The 18,172-nt window shown below is 37.1% G+C and carries 17 protein-coding genes; 1 reads left to right on the top strand and 16 read right to left on the bottom strand.

The window, feature by feature from the left end:
• Positions 1 to 6 precede the first annotated feature (6 nt).
• The 15 genes from LB076_RS01665 to aspS form a co-directional block, all read right to left on the bottom strand.
• Positions 7 to 1,449, bottom strand: a complete 1,443-nt coding sequence (locus tag LB076_RS01665; protein WP_066335778.1) for a complex I subunit 4 family protein — start codon at positions 1,447 to 1,449, stop codon at positions 7 to 9.
• 9 nt (positions 1,450 to 1,458) lie between these two features.
• Positions 1,459 to 3,342 (bottom strand): NADH-quinone oxidoreductase subunit L, encoded by a 1,884-nt coding sequence (gene nuoL, locus LB076_RS01660; RefSeq protein ID WP_066335783.1) that lies wholly within the window; start codon positions 3,340 to 3,342, stop codon positions 1,459 to 1,461.
• 6 nt (positions 3,343 to 3,348) lie between these two features.
• Positions 3,349 to 3,669 carry an NADH-quinone oxidoreductase subunit NuoK gene (gene nuoK, locus LB076_RS01655; protein ID WP_026707820.1) on the bottom strand — a complete coding sequence of 107 codons (321 nt, stop codon included), beginning with the start codon at positions 3,667 to 3,669 and terminating at the stop codon, positions 3,349 to 3,351.
• 1 nt (position 3,670) lies between these two features.
• A complete protein-coding gene (locus tag LB076_RS01650) occupies positions 3,671 to 4,183 on the bottom strand; it encodes an NADH-quinone oxidoreductase subunit J family protein (RefSeq protein WP_066335789.1) in 513 nt (170 codons plus the stop codon).
• Complete coding sequence (locus LB076_RS01645; protein WP_066335791.1) at positions 4,183 to 4,728, bottom strand: NuoI/complex I 23 kDa subunit family protein; 546 nt, start codon at positions 4,726 to 4,728, stop codon at positions 4,183 to 4,185. Before LB076_RS01645 ends, LB076_RS01650 begins: the two co-directional genes overlap by 1 nt.
• A 157-nt stretch (positions 4,729 to 4,885) precedes the next feature.
• On the bottom strand, positions 4,886 to 5,938 hold the full coding sequence (nuoH, locus tag LB076_RS01640) for an NADH-quinone oxidoreductase subunit NuoH (protein ID WP_066335793.1): 1,053 nt from the start codon (positions 5,936 to 5,938) through the stop codon (positions 4,886 to 4,888).
• A gap of 3 nt (positions 5,939 to 5,941) precedes the next feature.
• Entirely contained in the window at positions 5,942 to 6,991 is a 1,050-nt protein-coding gene (locus LB076_RS01635; protein WP_066335796.1) for an NADH-quinone oxidoreductase subunit G, read from the bottom strand.
• 85 nt (positions 6,992 to 7,076) lie between these two features.
• Positions 7,077 to 8,444 carry an NADH-quinone oxidoreductase subunit NuoF gene (gene nuoF / locus LB076_RS01630; RefSeq protein WP_066335802.1) on the bottom strand — a complete coding sequence of 456 codons (1,368 nt, stop codon included), beginning with the start codon at positions 8,442 to 8,444 and terminating at the stop codon, positions 7,077 to 7,079.
• Between the two features lies 1 nt (position 8,445).
• Positions 8,446 to 8,976: an NADH-quinone oxidoreductase subunit NuoE family protein gene (locus LB076_RS01625; RefSeq protein ID WP_066335805.1), complete on the bottom strand. Its 531-nt coding sequence runs from the start codon at positions 8,974 to 8,976 to the stop codon at positions 8,446 to 8,448.
• Positions 8,977 to 8,999: 23 nt separating this feature from the next.
• The gene (locus LB076_RS01620; RefSeq protein WP_066335806.1) at positions 9,000 to 10,238 is read right to left on the bottom strand and encodes an NADH-quinone oxidoreductase subunit D; all 1,239 of its coding nucleotides are present in this window, start codon (positions 10,236 to 10,238) and stop codon (positions 9,000 to 9,002) included.
• A 30-nt stretch (positions 10,239 to 10,268) separates the two neighbouring features.
• Complete coding sequence (locus tag LB076_RS01615; protein ID WP_066335807.1) at positions 10,269 to 10,790, bottom strand: NADH-quinone oxidoreductase subunit C; 522 nt, start codon at positions 10,788 to 10,790, stop codon at positions 10,269 to 10,271.
• Positions 10,791 to 10,795: 5 nt separating this feature from the next.
• On the bottom strand, positions 10,796 to 11,344 hold the full coding sequence (locus LB076_RS01610; RefSeq protein WP_066335808.1) for an NADH-quinone oxidoreductase subunit B: 549 nt from the start codon (positions 11,342 to 11,344) through the stop codon (positions 10,796 to 10,798).
• 90 nt (positions 11,345 to 11,434) lie between these two features.
• Positions 11,435 to 11,800 carry an NADH-quinone oxidoreductase subunit A gene (locus tag LB076_RS01605; RefSeq protein ID WP_066335809.1) on the bottom strand — a complete coding sequence of 122 codons (366 nt, stop codon included), beginning with the start codon at positions 11,798 to 11,800 and terminating at the stop codon, positions 11,435 to 11,437.
• Between the two features lie 235 nt (positions 11,801 to 12,035).
• The gene (locus LB076_RS01600) at positions 12,036 to 12,230 is read right to left on the bottom strand and encodes a cold-shock protein (protein ID WP_007137066.1); all 195 of its coding nucleotides are present in this window, start codon (positions 12,228 to 12,230) and stop codon (positions 12,036 to 12,038) included.
• A gap of 108 nt (positions 12,231 to 12,338) precedes the next feature.
• Positions 12,339 to 14,084: an aspartate--tRNA ligase gene (gene aspS / locus LB076_RS01595; protein ID WP_066335812.1), complete on the bottom strand. Its 1,746-nt coding sequence runs from the start codon at positions 14,082 to 14,084 to the stop codon at positions 12,339 to 12,341.
• Positions 14,085 to 14,324: 240 nt separating this feature from the next.
• On the opposite strand from aspS, the gene LB076_RS01590 reads away from it, so the two are divergent.
• Positions 14,325 to 14,675, top strand: a complete 351-nt coding sequence (locus tag LB076_RS01590) for a toxin-antitoxin system YwqK family antitoxin (protein ID WP_066335814.1) — start codon at positions 14,325 to 14,327, stop codon at positions 14,673 to 14,675.
• A gap of 280 nt (positions 14,676 to 14,955) precedes the next feature.
• On the opposite strand, the gene LB076_RS01585 is transcribed toward LB076_RS01590, so the two are convergent.
• Positions 14,956 to 18,132, bottom strand: a complete 3,177-nt coding sequence (locus tag LB076_RS01585; RefSeq protein WP_066335815.1) for an efflux RND transporter permease subunit — start codon at positions 18,130 to 18,132, stop codon at positions 14,956 to 14,958.
• Positions 18,133 to 18,172: the final 40 nt, after the last annotated feature.

Genomic DNA, 18,172 nt, shown 5'->3' with positions numbered 1-18,172 from the left:
ATTTGACTAGTTAATTCTATTTATTTGAGTGATAATATTTTCTAAACTTGGTGTAATCAAGTCTGTAATTGGTTTTGGATACATTCCAAAAAAGAACAAAACAGCTACAATAATAACCAAAGTTACCGCTTCATTAACAGAAACCTCTGCAAATTTTTTGGTATTGGTTTCTCCAAGCATTACATACTGGTACATTTTTAACATATAATAAGCGCCTAAAATAATGGTTGTTCCTCCAAGCAAGGCAAACCAGATGTTTATTTGAGACAAGCCATAGAGTACCATAAATTCTCCAACAAAATTAAAGGTTGTTGGCAATGCCACGGATGCCAAGACCAAGATCAAAAATAACGAAGCAAAACCGGTTGCCTGAGAACGGATGCCGCCCATTTCAGAAATTACGTTTGTTTGGTATCTTCTAAAAATTATTTCGGCTATAAAAAACAAACCTACTACCACAAATCCGTGTGCTATCATTTGCAAAACAGCACCTCGTAGACCATCTAAATTCAGTGCGTAGGTTCCGGCAGCAATCAGACCAACGTGCGCTAAAGAAGAGTAGGCTAATAGTTTCTTTAAATCTTTTTGTCTTAAAGCAACAATAGATCCATAGATTACTCCTGCTATTCCTAAACTAATAAAAATAGTTTGGTATTCTTTGGCGGCCAAGGGCGCAATTGGTAGCTGCCAACGGATAATGCTGTACAATCCCATTTTGAGCATAATCCCGGATAGCAACATTGTGCCTACTGTAGGAGCTTTTTGGTATACATTTGCTTGCCAGGTATGAAAAGGTATGATCGGAATCTTAATAGCATAGGCCAAGAAAAAAGCCAAGAAAATCCATAATTGTTCTGTGGCCGAAAGATCCAAAGCATATAAATCTTGGATTAAAAAACTGCCAGCTTTTTGGTACATATACACAAAGGCTACTAGCATAAATAAAGAGCCAGCTAGAGTATAAATAAAGAATTTTACTACTGCTTTTCGTCGTTCTTCCAGATCTGCGTTGCCCCAAATTAGTGCAATAAAATAAATCGGTATTAATGCTAATTCCCAAAATATGTAGTACAAAAGACCATCAGAAGCCAAGAAAGTGCCGCACATTGCAAAAGCCATAAACAAAACCAAAGCATAAAAGGCTTTGGCATTTTTGTAGGTATTTGCAAACGAGGCATAAATAATAATTGGAGTTAGTGCCGTAGTTAGCAAGAGCATTGCTATTGCTAAACCATCTGCTTGCAAAGCAAAAGAGACCTTAGGCTGTGTGATCCATTGGCTTATAAAACTAATGTTTTGACCAAGGTTGAAATGATTTAATAAAACCACCGTACATCCTAGAGATGCAAGGCTAAATAGCAAGGCTACTTTCGAGGCTAATTTGTTACCAGCTAGATACGTTGCTACTGCGCCAACTAAAAGTATAATCAGTAATAGAGATACATTCATAATATAAAATTATTGAGCTAAAAATAAATAGGTTATAATGGCACAAAGACCTAAAACAAAAACAAAAAGATAAAAACCAACACTTCCGCTTTGTAATTTTTTTCCTTGAAAACCTATTTCGTTGGTTATTTTTTCTAAACCAAAAACCAATGCAGACAAACCAGTCTCTACATAATCTCTAAAAAACTTAGATAAGTTGTTGGTAGTATCTACAAACAAAAGAGTATAGATCTCGTCTACATAGTATTTGTTATACACTATTTTAGAAAATCCGGTAATTTCGTTATCTGCGCCGGGTACTTGATTTTGCTTGATATATTTGGTGTATGCTACGGCTATACCAACTAAACCAGCCAATACTGCCACCGCCATTAAGGTATATTCTACGGTGCCAAAATGATGTGCTTGAGCTGCTTTTGTAGCAAACAAAGGGGCTAAATATCCTTGTAACCAACTAGAAGATGGCAAACTAATCAAGCCACCAATAGTAGCCAAAACAGCCAATATTACTAACGGGATTGTAATGAAAGCATCGCTTTCGTGTAGGTTTTTATCTTGCTCAGCAGTACCTCTAAATTCTTTAAAAAAAGTAAGATACAACAACCGAAACATATAAAAAGCAGTAAGCAAGGAAGCCAACGAAGCAATAAACCAAAGCACTTTATTGTGCTCAAAGGCAACCATTAATATTTCATCTTTAGAGAAAAACCCCGAAAAAGGAGGTATTCCTGAAATTGCCAACGAAGACAACAGAAAGGTAACAAAGGTAATTCCCATTACTTTCTTCAAACCACCCATATTGCGCATATCTTGCTCTCCGTGCAACGCATGGATAACCGAGCCAGAACCCAAAAACAAACACGCCTTAAAAAAAGCATGCGTAATTACATGAAAAACCGCCACCTCATAAGCGCCTAAACCCAATGCCAAAAACATTAAACCCAGTTGCGAAACCGTAGAGTAAGCCAATACTTTTTTAATATCCGTCTGAACCAAAGCAATGGTAGCAGCCACCAAAGACGTTACAGCCCCTACAATAGCAATTATATTTTGCACCTCAGGAGCCAAATCAAATACATAGTGAAGTCTGGTTATCATAAAAACACCCGCAGTAACCATTGTAGCAGCATGAATTAAAGCAGACACCGGTGTCGGTCCCGCCATAGCGTCTGGCAACCAAGTATACAACGGTATTTGAGCAGATTTACCACAAGCACCAACAAACAAGCAAAAAGCCGCCAGAGATAACAAGCCCAGATCCAAGTTACTTGCTCCAGATATAGCTGTTTTTAAGGCAGTATAATCCAAAGTATTAAACATAGAGCCCAGAATAAAAATTCCAATTAATAGGCCCAAATCTCCAATACGGTTCATTATAAAGGCTTTTTTGGCCGCATCATTAAAATCTTGGTTTTTGTACCAAAACCCAATAAGTAAGTACGAACACAAACCAACCCCTTCCCAGCCAATAAACAATACTAACAAATTACTACCCATCACAAGCGTTATCATAAAGAAGATAAACAAGTTTAGGTAAGCAAAAAATTTGTGCATATTCTCATCATCGTGCATGTAACTAATAGAATAGATATGGATCAAAGACCCAATACCAGTAACAAAAAGCAACCAAAGGACCGATAATTGGTCCAATAAAAACCCAAAGTCTACCTGAAACGTACTAATTTGTATCCAATCCAATACTGAAACCCTAAGAGCCAGTTGCGTTTGATTGATTTGTAAGAAAAAAACCAGCGAAAGCGCAAAAGAAACCAAAACCGTAAGCGTACCTATAATTCCGGAGGCAGTCTTTCCGATATTTTTTCCAAAGAAAATATTAAATAAAAACCCTATAAAAGGAGCCAATAATAAGAGTAAAGCTAAATTCGTATTCATTATAATTTATCCTTTTAAGTTTTTTAAATTATTGATATCAATCGAGCCCAAGTTTCTAAAAATAGAAACCAAAATAGCCAGACCCACAGCAACTTCGGCGGCAGCCACAGCCATAGAGAAAAACACAAAAACCTGGCCTTGTGCATCTTGATGGTAAGTTGAAAAAGCCACAAACAAAAGGTTGACAGCATTCAACATGATTTCTATAGACATAAATACGATAATTGCATTGCGTCGGTACAAAACTCCAAAAACCCCAATACTAAAAAGTATCACCGATAAGAAGATGTAGTTTTCAATGCCTATTTCATTTAAAATATTGTTCATTTTATTTCTCTGTTTTTTCTTTTTTAGACAATAATACCGTACCAATCATGGCAACCAATAATAGTATAGACGCAAATTCAAAAGGCACCATATATTCATTCAATAGCACCTTACCCAACACTTTAATAGATTGGTAATCCTCGCCAGTGACCACATATTCTCCCACAATAGGTTTTGAATTAATAAAAACCAAGATTAAAACCACCCCAATTAAACCAAAAGAAACAATAGCCCCCAAACGAGTAATTCTAGGTTTATGAACCTCATTCTCTTTATTCAAATTCATTAACATAATGGTAAACAAAAACAAAATCATAATTGCTCCCGAATATACGATGATATGTACCAAGGCCAAAAATTGTGCATTTAACAACAAATAATGCCCTGCAATAGAGAAAAAACTAATCACAAGATACAAAGCGCTATGAATAGGATTTCTACTAAAAATAGCCAAAAATGCTGTTGCCAAAGTAATGGCAGCCAAAACAGAAAATATAATAAGTGTAGCAGACATTAGTTCGCGTTTTTAAGTTGAGCATTTTTCATTGCCACATCTAATGGCATCACGAGTTTATCTTTTCCAAAAATAAAATCTTCCCTTTCATAACTAGATGGCACCAACACCTTAGAGTTAGTCAAATAAATCGCATCCTTCGGGCAAGCCTCTTCACACAATCCACAAAAAATACAACGCAACATATTGATCTCATATATAGACGCATATTTTTCTTCTCTGTAAAGATGTTTTTCATCTGCCTTACGCTCTTCGGCCTTCATGGTGATAGCCTCCGCAGGGCAAGACAATGCACAAAGACCACAAGCAGTACAATTTTCGCGACCCAATTCATCCCGTTTCAATTGATGTTGCCCTCTATAAACCGGGCTCATCTCTCTAACTTGTTCTGGATATTGAATGGTTACTTTTCTACTAAATAAATGCTTTATCGTAATGAGCAATCCCTTGACAATTGCAATAAGATACATGCGTTCCCAAAAAGTCATCTCTTTATTAGAGACTACTTTTTTTCTACCTGATAAGGATATGGTTTCTATAGACATTTTTTTATTTTTATTCGAAGCTTATTCCTGCTATCCGTTACAATCTTTTTGTTTTTAAAGAAAAAACAAAAAGGATTTTCACTACTATCAGGGCTAGGCAATTTTAAATACATTACATTTTGTTCCTAATTTATTCTGATTTTAGATTTATGACCATCTAGAAACCCAAATAAACGGCTATTTCTGCTCTAAGAATTACAATTCCGGTAATAATAATATTGATAATAGACAACGGAATTAAAATTCGCCATCCCAAATGCATCAATTGATCGTATCGAAACCTCGGAATAGTCCATCTTACCCACATATAAAAGAAAATAAAGCCACATATTTTTACAAATAAAACCGCAATTCCAATAACGTTAGCAAGATTGATTCCCCAGTTTTCTACCGCCCAAGCCATCCCTGGGTAGTTGTATCCACCAAAGAACAATACCGCCAAAATAGTAGAAGAGATAAACATATTTGCATATTCTGCAAACAAGTAAAACCCCATTTTCATAGACGAATATTCCGTGTGGTAACCTCCAATTAATTCGGTTTCGCACTCCGCCAAATCAAAAGGCGTTCTATTGGTTTCTGCAAAAGCGCAAATCAAAAAGATCAAAAACGAAAGCGGTTGGTAAAAAACATTCCAGTGCATGCCAGGTTGTTGCGCAGAGATTTCTCTCAAACTTAGCGTACCGGTCATCATCAACAAAGCAATTATAGACAATCCCATAGCTACTTCATAAGATACCATTTGCGAAGCAGCACGTATGGCACCAATCAACGAGAACTTATTGTTAGAAGCCCATCCACCAATCATAATTCCATAAACTCCAACAGAGATAACCCCAAATACATATAATAATGCCACATCAATATCCGCAGCTTGCAAAATAATATCCCTGCCAAATAGGTGCAAACGATCTCCCCACGGAATCACCGCACTAGCCATCAAAGCAGTGCTCATGGCTACTGCAGGCCCTACAAAAAACAAAAACCGATTAGGAGTATCGGGTTCAAACTCTTCTTTTGAGAATAATTTTAAACCATCGGCTAGCGGTTGCAAAAGACCTCCTTTTCCGGCTCTGTTAGGCCCTATACGGTCCTGTAGCCAAGCAGCAACTTTACGTTCTGCAAGAGTAGAATACATGGCCATTAGCATTGTAATTGCAAAAACAACCAAGATAATCACACTTTTTTCTATAATAATTGTACTATCCATTTTTTAAAGATTACCCTGTTTAAAAATTTCTTCTTGCTCTTTGTCCAAAGGGATGTCTGGCATGCTGATTTTTTTACGATCTTGCGCTCTCCCTTTTAGAATTCCTTCTTCGGTGGCTATATGAACAGTGTCTAATTTTTGTGTGTAATTGTTTTGATTGATTACAGAATCTTTATCAAATTCTCTAGGTCCTTCAATAACCCAATCCGCAGGATCTTTATGGTCAAAACGACATTTGTTACAAATAAATTCTTCTACCTCATGGTACACATCCTTACGTCCGGTAACTCGTTGTATCTCGTCACCAAACATCCAAACCGTAGTTTTACCACAACACCCTGGAGTAGTACATTCTCGGTGTGCATTGTATGGTTTGTTAAACCAAACTCTAGATTTAAAACGAAACGTTTTGTCTGTCAAGGCACCAACAGGGCATACATCAATCATGTTTCCAGAAAACTCATTGTCAATTGCCTTAGATATGCAAGTAGAAATGTTTGCATGATCTCCTCTGTCCATTACTCCATGTACACGGTTGTCGGTCAGTTGATCTGCAACTTGCACACATCTTTGACATAAAATACAACGGTTCATGTGCAATTGAATATTTGGACCAATATCTTCGGGTTCAAAGGTTCTTTTTTCTTCAATAAAACGGGTTTTGGATTTACCGTGTTCAAAACTCAAATCCTGCAAATCGCATTCTCCGGCTTGATCACAAACAGGGCAGTCCAACGGGTGGTTGATTAGCAAAAACTCTGTTACAGATTGTCTCGCTTCGCGGACTCTCTCCGAAGATTTGCTGTTTATCTCCATTCCGTCCATACAGCCGGTTACGCACGAAGCCATTAACTTTGGCATTGGTCTTGGGTCGGCATCACTACCTTTGGCTACTTCTACTAAGCAACAACGGCATTTACCGCCGCTCCCTTCTAGTTTTGAGTAATAACACATTGCTGGTGGTACGGATTCTCCGCCAATCTTACGTGCTGCTTGCAAGATGGTTGTTCCTGCTTCCACTTCAATTTCTTGACCGTCTATTGTTACTTTCATTTCTTACTTTTGTTTTGTTAGTTTTTAGTTTTAAGTTTCTGTTTGTTACAACTGAAACTTAAAAAACCTAAAACCTGAAACTAATTTAAACTGTTTGTTTGGTTACTAAATGCTTTACTTGAGCAAATGGTTCTGCAACAAAATGGTTTCTGTTTTTTATTTTTTCTGGAAAACGAACATGGTATTCAAATTCGTCTCTAAAATGACGAATAGCAGCTGCTACTGGCCATGAAGCCGCATCTCCAAGTGGGCAAATGGTGTTTCCTTCAATTTTACTCTGGATACTCCAAAGCAAATCAATGTCTTCTTCACGTCCTTGGCCATTTTCAATACGCCACAATACTTTTTCTAACCAACCGGTTCCTTCCCGACAAGGGGTACATTGACCACAACTCTCGTGGTGGTAAAAGCGAGAAAAGTTCCATGTGTTTCTTACGATACAAGAAGTGTCATTGTAAACAATAAAACCTCCTGAACCCAACATAGATCCGGTTGCAAATCCGCCATCACTCAAAGATTCATACGTCATTAGACGATCTTCACCGTTTGCAGTTTTGTAAATCAAATCGGCTGGTAAAATTGGCACCGATGATCCTCCGGGTACTAAGGCTTTCAAGGGCCTATCGGAGCTCATTCCGCCTAAATATTCGTCAGAATTCATGAATTCATACACGGATAATCCCAATTCAATTTCATAAACACCAGGGTTTTTTACATGTCCTGATGCCGAAATTAATTTGGTTCCAGTAGATCTTCCTATTCCTATTGCGGCATACTCATCGCCAGAATTATTTACAATCCATGGCACCGAAGCAATAGTTTCTACATTATTTACCACAGTTGGATTAGCCCACAAACCAGAAACTGCCGGAAATGGTGGCTTAATACGTGGGTTGCCTCTTTTTCCTTCTAAGGATTCAATAAGTGCTGTTTCTTCACCACAGATGTAAGCGCCAGCACCACAATGAACATAAAGTTCTAAGTCATAGCCAGTGCCTAATATATTTTTCCCTAACCAACCTGCTGCTTTGGCTTCGGCAATGGCTCTTTCTAGAATTTTGTATACCCACATGTATTCTCCACGAATGTAGATATACGATAGGTTTGCACCCAATGCAAAACTAGAAGTAATCATTCCTTCGATCAATAAATGCGGAATAAATTCCATCAAATACCGATCTTTAAAAGTTCCTGGTTCAGATTCATCGGCATTACAAACTAGATGCCTTGGTTTTCCGGATTTTTTGTCAATAAAACTCCATTTCAATCCAGCTGGAAATCCAGCGCCTCCACGACCACGAAGGCCGGATTTTTTTACCTCTTCAACAACATCGTCAGGAGTCATTGCTTTCATAGCTTTCTCTACAGAGGCATAGCCACCTTCTTTGCGGTATACTTCGTAGGTTTTAATTCCTGGTACGTTTATTTTATCTAATAATATTTTTTTTGACATCTTATTTATCGTGTAATATTATTTTATTATCTCTACAATCCGTGATTAACTGATCAATCTTGTCTTCATTAAGGTGTTCTTTGTAAAAATCACCTAATTGCATCATAGGAGCATATCCACAAGCACCTAAACATTCTACGCCACGTACTTCAAAAAGTCCGTCTGCAGTTGTTTCACCTACTTTCACGCCTAATTTTTCACAGGTGTAATCCATTAAATCTTCGGTTCCTTTTAAACAACAAGGAGATGTTTGACAGAATTCAAACATATATTTCCCAACAGGTTTTGTATTATACATGGTATAAAAAGTAACCACTTCGTATACTTCAACAGGTAAAATATGAAGAATTTCAGCCACCTTATCCATTAATTCATAGCTCAACCAATTTTCATGGGCGTCTTGAACCTCGTGCAATACAGGCAATAATGCTGATTTTCTTTTATCTTCGGGATAATGACGGATTAACTCATTGATGCGTGACATCAAAGCTTCAGTCATATTTATTTCTTGTTTGTAATGTGTTCTTTCCATTTTTTTTTCTGAATCTGAAATCTTTATGCGTCTAATTCTCCAGCAATTACATTTAAACTCGATAAGATAACAATAGCATCCGATAATAGTGCTCCTTTTATCATTTCTGGATATGCTTGATAGTAAATAAAACAAGGTCTTCTAAAATGTAGCCTGTAAGGGGTTCTGCTTCCGTCGGTAACTAAATAAAAACCTAATTCTCCATTTCCACCTTCAACAGGATGGTAAATTTCGGCCACTGGAACAGGAACTTCACCCATTACAATTTTGAAATGGTAAATTAACGATTCCATATTCGTGTATACGTCTTCTTTTGGGGGTAGGTAGTAATCTGGTACATCGGCATGGTACTCGTTTCCTTCGGGCATTTTGGCTAATGCTTGACGGATAATACTTAAGCTTTCCCAAACCTCGGCATTACGTACACAAAAACGGTCGTAGGTGTCTCCTGATTTTCCTACAGGAACAATGAAATCAAAATCTTCGTAGGAACTGTAAGGTTGTGCTACTCGGACATCATAATCTACTCCTGCAGCACGTAAGTTAGGTCCTGTAAAACCGTAGGAAACCGCTTTTTCGGCAGATATAGCACCGACATTTACGGTACGATCTATAAAAATTCGGTTTCTTTCAAATAAATTTTCAAATTCTTTCCAAGCCACCGGAAATTCTTCTAAAAACACATCTAGTTTTCGGAATGCTTCTGCAGACCAATCTCTTTCAAAGCCACCAATTCTTCCCATGTTGGTCGTTAGACGGGCTCCACAAATTTCTTCATAAATTTCGTATACTTTTTCTCTAAATTGAAAAACGTATAAAAATCCAGTATAAGCCCCTGTATCTACACCCAAAATGGAGTTGCAAATAATATGGTCTGTTATTCTGGCTAGTTCCATTACTATAACTCTTAAATATTGAGCCCGCTTGGGTACTTCAATATTTAGTAGTTTTTCTAGTGTCATCCACCATCCCATGTTGTTGATAGGGGAGGAGCAATAGTTCATACGATCTGTAAGTGGCGTAATTTGGTAAAAAGGACGGTTTTCGGCAATTTTTTCAAAGGCACGATGTATGTAACCAATGGTTGGTTCGGCTTCTAAAATTCGTTCTCCATCCATCAAAAGTATGTTTTGAAAGATACCATGAGTGGCGGGATGAGTAGGACCTAAATTTAATATGGAAAGTTCGCTTCCATCTTCATTTAGCTTCTCTTTTACTATTTTAGCATAGCGGTGTTCTGGTGGTAATAATAGTTCTGACATTTATAGAATGTGAAAAATTATAGATTCTTTTTAGCAATTATCGATTGTTCTTCCAAAGAAACGGTCATCTTTATCGGTACGTCCGCCATCTTCTAGCGGAAATTCTTTTCGCATTGGAAAAGAAATCATTTCATCCATGTTTAAAATACGTTTTAGTTGTGGATGTCCAATAAAATTCACCCCGTAAAAATCATAGGTTTCTCTTTCCATCCAATTGGAGCTTAAGAATATGTTGGATACCGTTTTTATCTCTGGGGTTTGTCCGTGGATAAAGGTTTTTATTTTGATACGTTTGTTGTCATACCAATTATGTAAGTGGTACACAATGGCAAATTGTCTGTGTATTTCATTCTGGGGATAGTGTACTGCACATAAATCCGTTAAAAAATGAAAACGCAAACTTGGGTCGTTTTTTAGAAATAAAATTACGGCCGTATTTACTGCTGGATTAATTTCTAACGAAAAAATATCTCTTTCTTGTTGAAAATTAAACACATCAGAATTAAATGTTGCAAGTAATTTTTCTTGTATATCGGTGTTTTCTACTGCCATCTGAGTTATTTGATATTATAGGAAGCGAGTAACTCTTGGTACTCTGGAGAACTTCTTCTTCTTACAGATTCTGTTTTTACTAATTCTTGCAATTTCATTACGCCATCTACTATTTGTTCTGGTCTTGGCGGGCATCCAGGGACATAAACATCCACAGGAATTACTTTGTCGATGCCTTGCAATACGGAATAGGTGTCAAAAATACCTCCCGAAGAGGCACATGCTCCAACTGCTATCACCCAACGAGGCTCAGACATTTGCTCATAGACTTGACGCAATATAGGGGCCATTTTTTTGGAAATTGTTCCCATCACCATTAGCATATCGGCCTGACGTGGAGAAAAACTCACGCGTTCGGATCCAAAACGGGCTAAATCATAATGAGAAGCCATGGTTGCCATAAATTCAATCCCACAACAAGAAGTCGCAAAAGGCAACGGCCATAAAGAATTTGCTCTTGCAAGTCCTACAACGTCGTTTAATTTGGTTGCAAAAAAACCTTCGCCAACAACACCTTCTGGAGGGGCAACCATATTTATATTAGAATCACTCATTTTTTGTTGTTTTGAATTATAATTTTCAATTATAAATTACAAGTACCTTTGTGTTACAATTTTTAATTCTGTTCTTTTTAGAATAAAAATTTATTCCCATTCTAGGGCTTTCTTTTTGATAATATAGAAAAATCCAATTAGTAGTAACGTCATGAAGACTACCATTTTAACCATACCTTCTAAGCCTAATTCTTTGAAGTTGACAGCCCATGGGTATAAAAAGATAACCTCTATGTCAAACAATACAAACAAGATAGCTACTAAGAAATATTTTACAGAAAATGGGATACGTGCATTACCAACGGATTCAATACCGCATTCAAAATTTTTGCCTTTTGTTGCAGATTTTCTTTTGGGTCCCAATTTGCCAGAAACAAGGATGGTTCCTACAACAAATCCTACAGCTAACAAAGACTGCATCAAGATTGGGATGTAACTTAATTGATCGGATTGCATAATTATTATTTTTTGGGTGCTAAAATAAGTAACAAAGATAGGTTTCAAGGATTTAAAACACAAGCCAAATGTTCAATTTAGTTCTTTTGGGTTTCTAAATAAACGTCAATTTTTAATGATTATAAATAAGTGTAATTTTTTTTCATTTTTTTGTATATAATTTCAATATAGAGCAAAAAAAAACGTTCCGAAATAAATCGAAACGTTTTACACATTTAGGCAAAAAATATTTTGCTTAGATCACTGCTACTTTCGCAGCAACTTTCCCTTTTCTTCCTTCTTCTTCTTCATAGCTAACTCTGTCACCTTCGCGTAATTCTTCCGCGTTGATTCCTGAAGCGTGAACAAAAATGTCTTTTCCTGTTTCTTCGTCTGTGATGAATCCGTAACCTTTTGATTCATTGAAAAATTTAACTGTACCTGTACGCATTGTAATAGTAATAATAATTTATAATAACACAAATGTAATATTTAATATCATACGAACGGTATTATTGTGCGTTTTTTTATAAAAAATATTGATTTTCAGTGTTTTCGGTTAATTTAATTGGATGTGTAGCTCTTTTAATTGCGCCGAATCTATTGCCGAAGGGGCGTCTATCATCACGTCTCTACCAGAATTATTTTTTGGAAAAGCAATAAAGTCTCTAATGGTTTCTTGTCCTCCAAGTATGGCCACAAGTCTGTCTAGACCAAATGCCAAGCCGCCATGTGGTGGAGCTCCGTATTGAAAAGCATCCATTAAAAATCCAAATTGTGCTTTAGCCTCCTCTTCTGTGAAACCTAAATATTTAAACATTAATTGTTGGGTGGCTTTGTCATGAATACGAATAGAACCGCCTCCAATTTCGTTTCCGTTCAAGACCATGTCGTAGGCATTGGCTCTTACTTTTGCTGGATCGGTTTCTAGCAAAGGCATGTCTTCTGGTTTTGGAGAAGTAAATGGGTGGTGCATGGCATGGTATCTGCTGGTTTCGGAGTCAAATTCTAACAACGGAAAGTCGACTACCCATAATGGGGCAAACTCAGCGGGGTTTCTTAACCCTAATTGCGTTGCTAATTCCATACGCAGCGCACTTAATTGTGCTCTGGTTTTGTTGGCAGGTCCAGAGAGTACAAAAATCATGTCTCCTGGTTTTGCTCCTGTTGCTTGTGCCCAATTGGCTAAATCTTCCGAATCATAAAATTTATCTACCGAAGATTTGAAGCTTCCGTCTGGATTGCATTTAACATACACCATACCGTTGGCTCCTACTTGTGGGCGTTTTACCCATTCTATTAAGGCGTCAATTTCTTTTCGGGTGTAGTTTCCGCCGTTTGGTACTGCTAATGCAACTACCAGTTCTGCGTTATTGAATACGGAAAATTCTTTGTGCTGCGCTAGGGTATTTAATTCGGCAAACTCCATCCCAAAGCGGATATCTGGTTTGTCATTTCCGTAGGTTTTCATGGCGTGCTCATAGGTCATGCGCGGAAATTTAGCTACCTCAACTCCTTTTATTTCTTTTAGTAAATGGCGTGTTAATCCTTCAAAAACAGTCAAGATGTCTTCTTGGTCTACAAATGCCATTTCGCAATCAATTTGTGTAAATTCGGGCTGTCTGTCTGCACGAAGGTCTTCATCACGGAAACATTTTACAATCTGAAAATATTTATCCATTCCGCCTACCATTAATAATTGTTTAAAAGTTTGCGGAGATTGCGGTAAGGCATAGAATTGCCCTGGATTCATCCTAGATGGTACCACAAAATCGCGGGCTCCTTCGGGTGTAGACTTGATTAAATAAGGAGTTTCTACTTCGCAAAAATCCAAATCCGAAAGATACTTGCGTACTTCCATGGCAACTTTGTGACGAAAGAGTAGGCTATTTTTGACAGGATTTCTTCGGATGTCTAAGTAACGGTATTTCATTCGGATGTCTTCTCCGCCATCGGTTTCGTCTTCTATTGTAAAAGGCGGTGTTAATGCGGTGTTTAAGATAGTCAATTGAGTTACCAAAATTTCAATTTCGCCCGTTGGTATGTTTTTGTTTTTGGCTTCGCGCTCAATAACAGTTCCTTGGACTTGAATTACAAATTCGCGACCAAGGGTTTTAGCTTGTTCAAAAACAGTCGTGTCGGTGCGGCCTTCATCAAATACTAATTGGGTGATGCCGTAGCGGTCTCTTAAATCTACCCAGTTCATGAATCCTTTGTCTCTTGATTTTTGAACCCAACCTGCCAAGGTTACTTCGGTATTTATATGTGAGGCATTCAATTGGCCGCAATTATGACTTCTATACATTGTATTTGTTTTAAAATGGATGTTTGGTTCGTGTAAGGAACATAGATGCAAATTTAGGACTATTTATGAACAATGAATTGTCTAATTGGATTTTTTTAGTGTCTCAAAAATCTGCATTTGAGAAACTCCAATGTTAAATTTTGCTTCAATGTTACTAAATTGTTATCAAATAGTTTTTTAATTGTAAAAATATGTTTTATATTTGTGATAGAACTTTTAATAATCTAAAAACTTTAAGCCATGAAAAAATATATAATGATTGCCGCCGTACTTGTTTCAGGAATGCTATTTGCACAAAACAACAAACCAAAATTGGAAGCCATAGGAAATATGGTAAAAGTAACGTACCTACATGAAAATGGTGCAGTACAACAACAAGGTTTTTATGAAAATGGAGAACTACAAGGAAAATGGGTTTCTTTTGACGATAAAGGTAACAAAATTGCTGTTGCAGAATATAATAAAGGAGAGAAGATAGGAAAATGGTTTTTTTGGAATAACACCGCTTTGACAGAAGTAGATTATGCAGATAACCGTGTTGCAATAGTTAAAAACTGGAAACAACAAGATCCAATTGTAAATGTAGAATAATTCGTTTTTTTTTATTTTTTTTGATACAAAAAGGCTTTCCTAAATTTTAGGAAAGCCTTTTTTAGTGGATCAAAATAGTTGTTTCAATAGAATTAGCTAACCGGTTTTATTTCATTAAAAAGAGCTGCTGTAATTGTCTTTTTGTGGAAACGTTACGCGAATGCTTTTTATAACAAAATCCATCGCAATAGTATGCTGGGCTTTTGTAGCTTTAAAAATAAAAACCTCTCTGAGTTACTAGAGAGGTTTTGGTTGTTTATAAAGGTGTTCTTAGTGATCCTTAATGGTTGTGTTCTGGATTAAAACCATCTTCACTGAGCTTTTTGGGTTCGTAGGCGGCAACCATTTCTGCTTCGTAGTCCGTTTTGTCTGCCTTAGAGAATTTATGGATTAATTTTTCCATGATTTCATAGATAACCGGTACTATGATCAATGTTAAGAACAAAGAACTGATTAGACCTCCAATAATTACCCAAGCCAATCCATTTTTCCATTCGGCACCAGCTCCAGAGGCTAATGCTATAGGAAACATACCAAATACCATGGCAATGGTGGTCATTAAAATAGGACGTAATCTGGCATGATTGGCTTGTATTAATGCGGTTCGGATAGATTCGCCGGCGGCTCTTCTTTGGTTGGTATAATCCACAAGCATGATGGCATTTTTACAAACCAGACCAATTAGCATAATAATCCCCAAGATGGTAAATATATTTAGGGTATTATTGGTTAATGCTAAGGCTAATAATGCTCCGATAAACGAAAGCGGAATAGAAAATAAAACTACAAATGGGTGTACAAAACTATCGTATAGTCCGACCATAACTAGATACACTAATACAATGGCGGCTAATAAGGCAATTCCGAGTGTTCCAAAACCTTCGCTTTGATTTTCTTGATCTCCACCCCAGATATAATTTACTCCTACTGGTCTTTCAATTTTTTCAATTTTTTCTTTCCACTGTGTAACAATCGTTCCAGAGGCAACCCCTACGTTTTGTCCTTGTACGGTTACAGAGGATGTTTTGTCTCTACGTTCCAATTGGCTTGGACCAGAGCCTTCGGTTATCTTGGCAAATTGGGATAACTTAATTTGTTGGCCTTGGTTGTTTATAAAAATCAAATTGCTAACATCTGTAATACTTTTTCTATCATAAGCATTATACTTAATGTTGATGTCGTATTCGTATTCTCCTGCTCTAAACTTTCCATCGGTGTTTCCGCTATAGGCCGTTTGCATGGTCATTCCTACAGTTTGCAGTGACAATCCTAATGCAGACATTTTATCTCGGTCTACTTGTACGTTTATCTCTGGGTTTCCATCCTCTACGGTCAATTTAATCTCTGTTGCACCTGCAATAGTCCGCAATTCTGCTTCTGCTTGTTTAGCAAATTTCATGGCGCTCTCTACAGATGGTCCTGTAACAATTAGACCCAAGGTAGCATTTTCGGCAGTTCCTAAAATTCCTACTGGCACCGTTTTTACTTTGGCACCCACTAAAACTTTTTCTAATTTGCGTTTTATTTTTGCAGCATATACAGATGCAGCGTCCGAACGTTGGCTTTGTTCAATCATTTTGACGTTGATTTCTGCTTTGTAGGCTGTAGCTTGTGAGGCGCCAAATCCTTCGCTGGTTTGTCCAACGGTGGTTATCTGGGTTTGTACATAGTCTTCGTTTTTTAAGAAAGCTTCGGCCTTTTGGGTCATGAAGTTGGTTTGTTCCAAAGAGGCGTCTTTAGGCATCTCTATCTGTACCAGAAATTCGCCACTATCTGAGGTAGCAAAAAATTCGCCTCCAATAAATCCGCCGCCCAATAAGCCTATGGTAGAACCAAAAAACAAGATCAATACTACTGCAATGGTTTTAAGATAATGGTTTAAACACCAAGTTAATAATTCAGAAATCCAATTGGTAAAGCGCGTAAGGTAGCTTTCAAAGCCAAGGATTATTTTTCCAAATAAATTGTTGCCTTCAATATGTTCTAGTTTTCCAAATCTAGAAGACAACCAAGGAATGATGGTAAAGGAAGCCAAAAGGGAGAACAAGGTAGATATAATTACGGTAACGCAAAACTGGGTGATAATGTTAGAAACCAATCCAGAACTCATAGCAATAGGTAAAAATACGACCACAATTACTAAAGTAATAGAGGTTACGGTTCCTCCAATTTCGGCGGTACCCTCGTATGCTGCACGTACGCGATTTTTGCCCATTTCCATGTGCCTGTAAATGTTCTCTAGTACCACAATGGCATCATCTACCAGAATACCTACAACCAGAGATAATCCTAGCAAACTCATTAAGTTTAGCGTGTATCCTAAAAGATAAATTCCTATAAAGGTGGAAATCAAAGATGCTGGTATGGTTACCATTACAATCAAGGAGTTTCGGATACTGTGCAAGAAAAACAACATTACTAATGCAACTAATATTACTGCTATTAGTAAATCATGTAGTACAGAATCTGCTGCCTCTAGGGTGTAGACCGTGCTGTCTTTTGCAATTTCTAATTTTAACTCACTGCCTTTGTAATCTGTCTCTAGTTCTTGAATGCTTTTTACTAATTCTTCACTTACTGCAACCGCATTTGCATCGGATTGTTTTATGATCTGTAGTATTATAGCACTTTTTTGATTTATCCTAGAGATTTTTTCGGCTGTTTTTTGAGCATCTTGTACGTCTGCGATATCTTTTAGACGGATTTCAACACCATTTTTGGACGAAATAACTAGGTTTCTTAATTCTTCGACGCTTTTGTACTTACCTGCTAAACGAATCAAAATTTTCTGTTCTCGAGTTTGGATATTTCCGGTAGGAAAATCTAAATTGGAGGCTAAAATACTTTGTTGTACCATTGGTATAGAAAGATTATACCCTTGCATTTTGTTGGCATCCAGGTTTACTTGTATTTCTCGTTCTTGTCCTCCAATAATATTTACTTGTGCAACTCCTTCTACTCGGGACAATACTGGGCTAATCTTCTTGTCAATTAAATCATAAAAAGCAGCTTCGTCCATTTTGCCATTAGCCCCAATGGTCATGATTGGTAAATCACTTAGGGAAAATTTTGTTAATGCTGGTGTTTCTGCATCTTCTGGTAGGTCACTAATTAGGGCATTTATCTTTCGTTGTGCATCATTCATCGATACATCTATTTTGGCATTAGATGTTAATGTGATGGATACAATGGATAGGCTTTCGTAAGATTTGGAATCAATTTTTTTGATGTTTTCTAGCGAAGCAATGCCATCTTCAATCTTTTTAGTAACCGTGTTTTCTATTTCACTAGGAGAGGCTCCTGGATAAATTGTTGAAATGGTGATTACATTTTGTTCAAATTTTGGAATCAATTCATAGCCTAGTTGGCTATAACTGAATAGTCCGCCCAGAATTAAAATTGTAAACAGTACAATTATCAACGACGGACGCTTTATGGATATTTCTGCTAATTTCATATATTTTTGTTTTGTTTAATTTAAGGCATTCTCCAAAATG

It is taken from the genome of Flavobacterium crassostreae, from assembly GCF_001831475.1.
Lineage (GTDB): Bacteria > Bacteroidota > Bacteroidia > Flavobacteriales > Flavobacteriaceae > Flavobacterium > Flavobacterium crassostreae.
The sequence above is the reverse complement of the archived record's forward strand: the minus strand, read 5'-3'. Positions and strand labels throughout refer to the sequence as shown.

What these genes read in the sequence shown, in the direction of transcription:
- LB076_RS01665 (WP_066335778.1), bottom strand. Translation starts at nt 1,449, where the DNA reads ATGAATGTATCTCTATTACTGATTATACTTTTAGTTGGCGCAGTAGCA.
- nuoL (WP_066335783.1), bottom strand. Translation starts at nt 3,342, where the DNA reads ATGAATACGAATTTAGCTTTACTCTTATTATTGGCTCCTTTTATAGGG.
- nuoK (WP_026707820.1), bottom strand. Translation starts at nt 3,669, where the DNA reads ATGAACAATATTTTAAATGAAATAGGCATTGAAAACTACATCTTCTTA.
- LB076_RS01650 (WP_066335789.1), bottom strand. Translation starts at nt 4,183, where the DNA reads ATGTCTGCTACACTTATTATATTTTCTGTTTTGGCTGCCATTACTTTG.
- LB076_RS01645 (WP_066335791.1), bottom strand. Translation starts at nt 4,728, where the DNA reads ATGTCTATAGAAACCATATCCTTATCAGGTAGAAAAAAAGTAGTCTCT.
- nuoH (WP_066335793.1), bottom strand. Translation starts at nt 5,938, where the DNA reads ATGGATAGTACAATTATTATAGAAAAAAGTGTGATTATCTTGGTTGTT.
- LB076_RS01635 (WP_066335796.1), bottom strand. Translation starts at nt 6,991, where the DNA reads ATGAAAGTAACAATAGACGGTCAAGAAATTGAAGTGGAAGCAGGAACA.
- nuoF (WP_066335802.1), bottom strand. Translation starts at nt 8,444, where the DNA reads ATGTCAAAAAAAATATTATTAGATAAAATAAACGTACCAGGAATTAAA.
- LB076_RS01625 (WP_066335805.1), bottom strand. Translation starts at nt 8,976, where the DNA reads ATGGAAAGAACACATTACAAACAAGAAATAAATATGACTGAAGCTTTG.
- LB076_RS01620 (WP_066335806.1), bottom strand. Translation starts at nt 10,238, where the DNA reads ATGTCAGAACTATTATTACCACCAGAACACCGCTATGCTAAAATAGTA.
- LB076_RS01615 (WP_066335807.1), bottom strand. Translation starts at nt 10,790, where the DNA reads ATGGCAGTAGAAAACACCGATATACAAGAAAAATTACTTGCAACATTT.
- LB076_RS01610 (WP_066335808.1), bottom strand. Translation starts at nt 11,344, where the DNA reads ATGAGTGATTCTAATATAAATATGGTTGCCCCTCCAGAAGGTGTTGTT.
- LB076_RS01605 (WP_066335809.1), bottom strand. Translation starts at nt 11,800, where the DNA reads ATGCAATCCGATCAATTAAGTTACATCCCAATCTTGATGCAGTCTTTG.
- LB076_RS01600 (WP_007137066.1), bottom strand. Translation starts at nt 12,230, where the DNA reads ATGCGTACAGGTACAGTTAAATTTTTCAATGAATCAAAAGGTTACGGA.
- aspS (WP_066335812.1), bottom strand. Translation starts at nt 14,084, where the DNA reads ATGTATAGAAGTCATAATTGCGGCCAATTGAATGCCTCACATATAAAT.
- LB076_RS01590 (WP_066335814.1), top strand. Translation starts at nt 14,325, where the DNA reads ATGAAAAAATATATAATGATTGCCGCCGTACTTGTTTCAGGAATGCTA.
- LB076_RS01585 (WP_066335815.1), bottom strand. Translation starts at nt 18,132, where the DNA reads ATGAAATTAGCAGAAATATCCATAAAGCGTCCGTCGTTGATAATTGTA.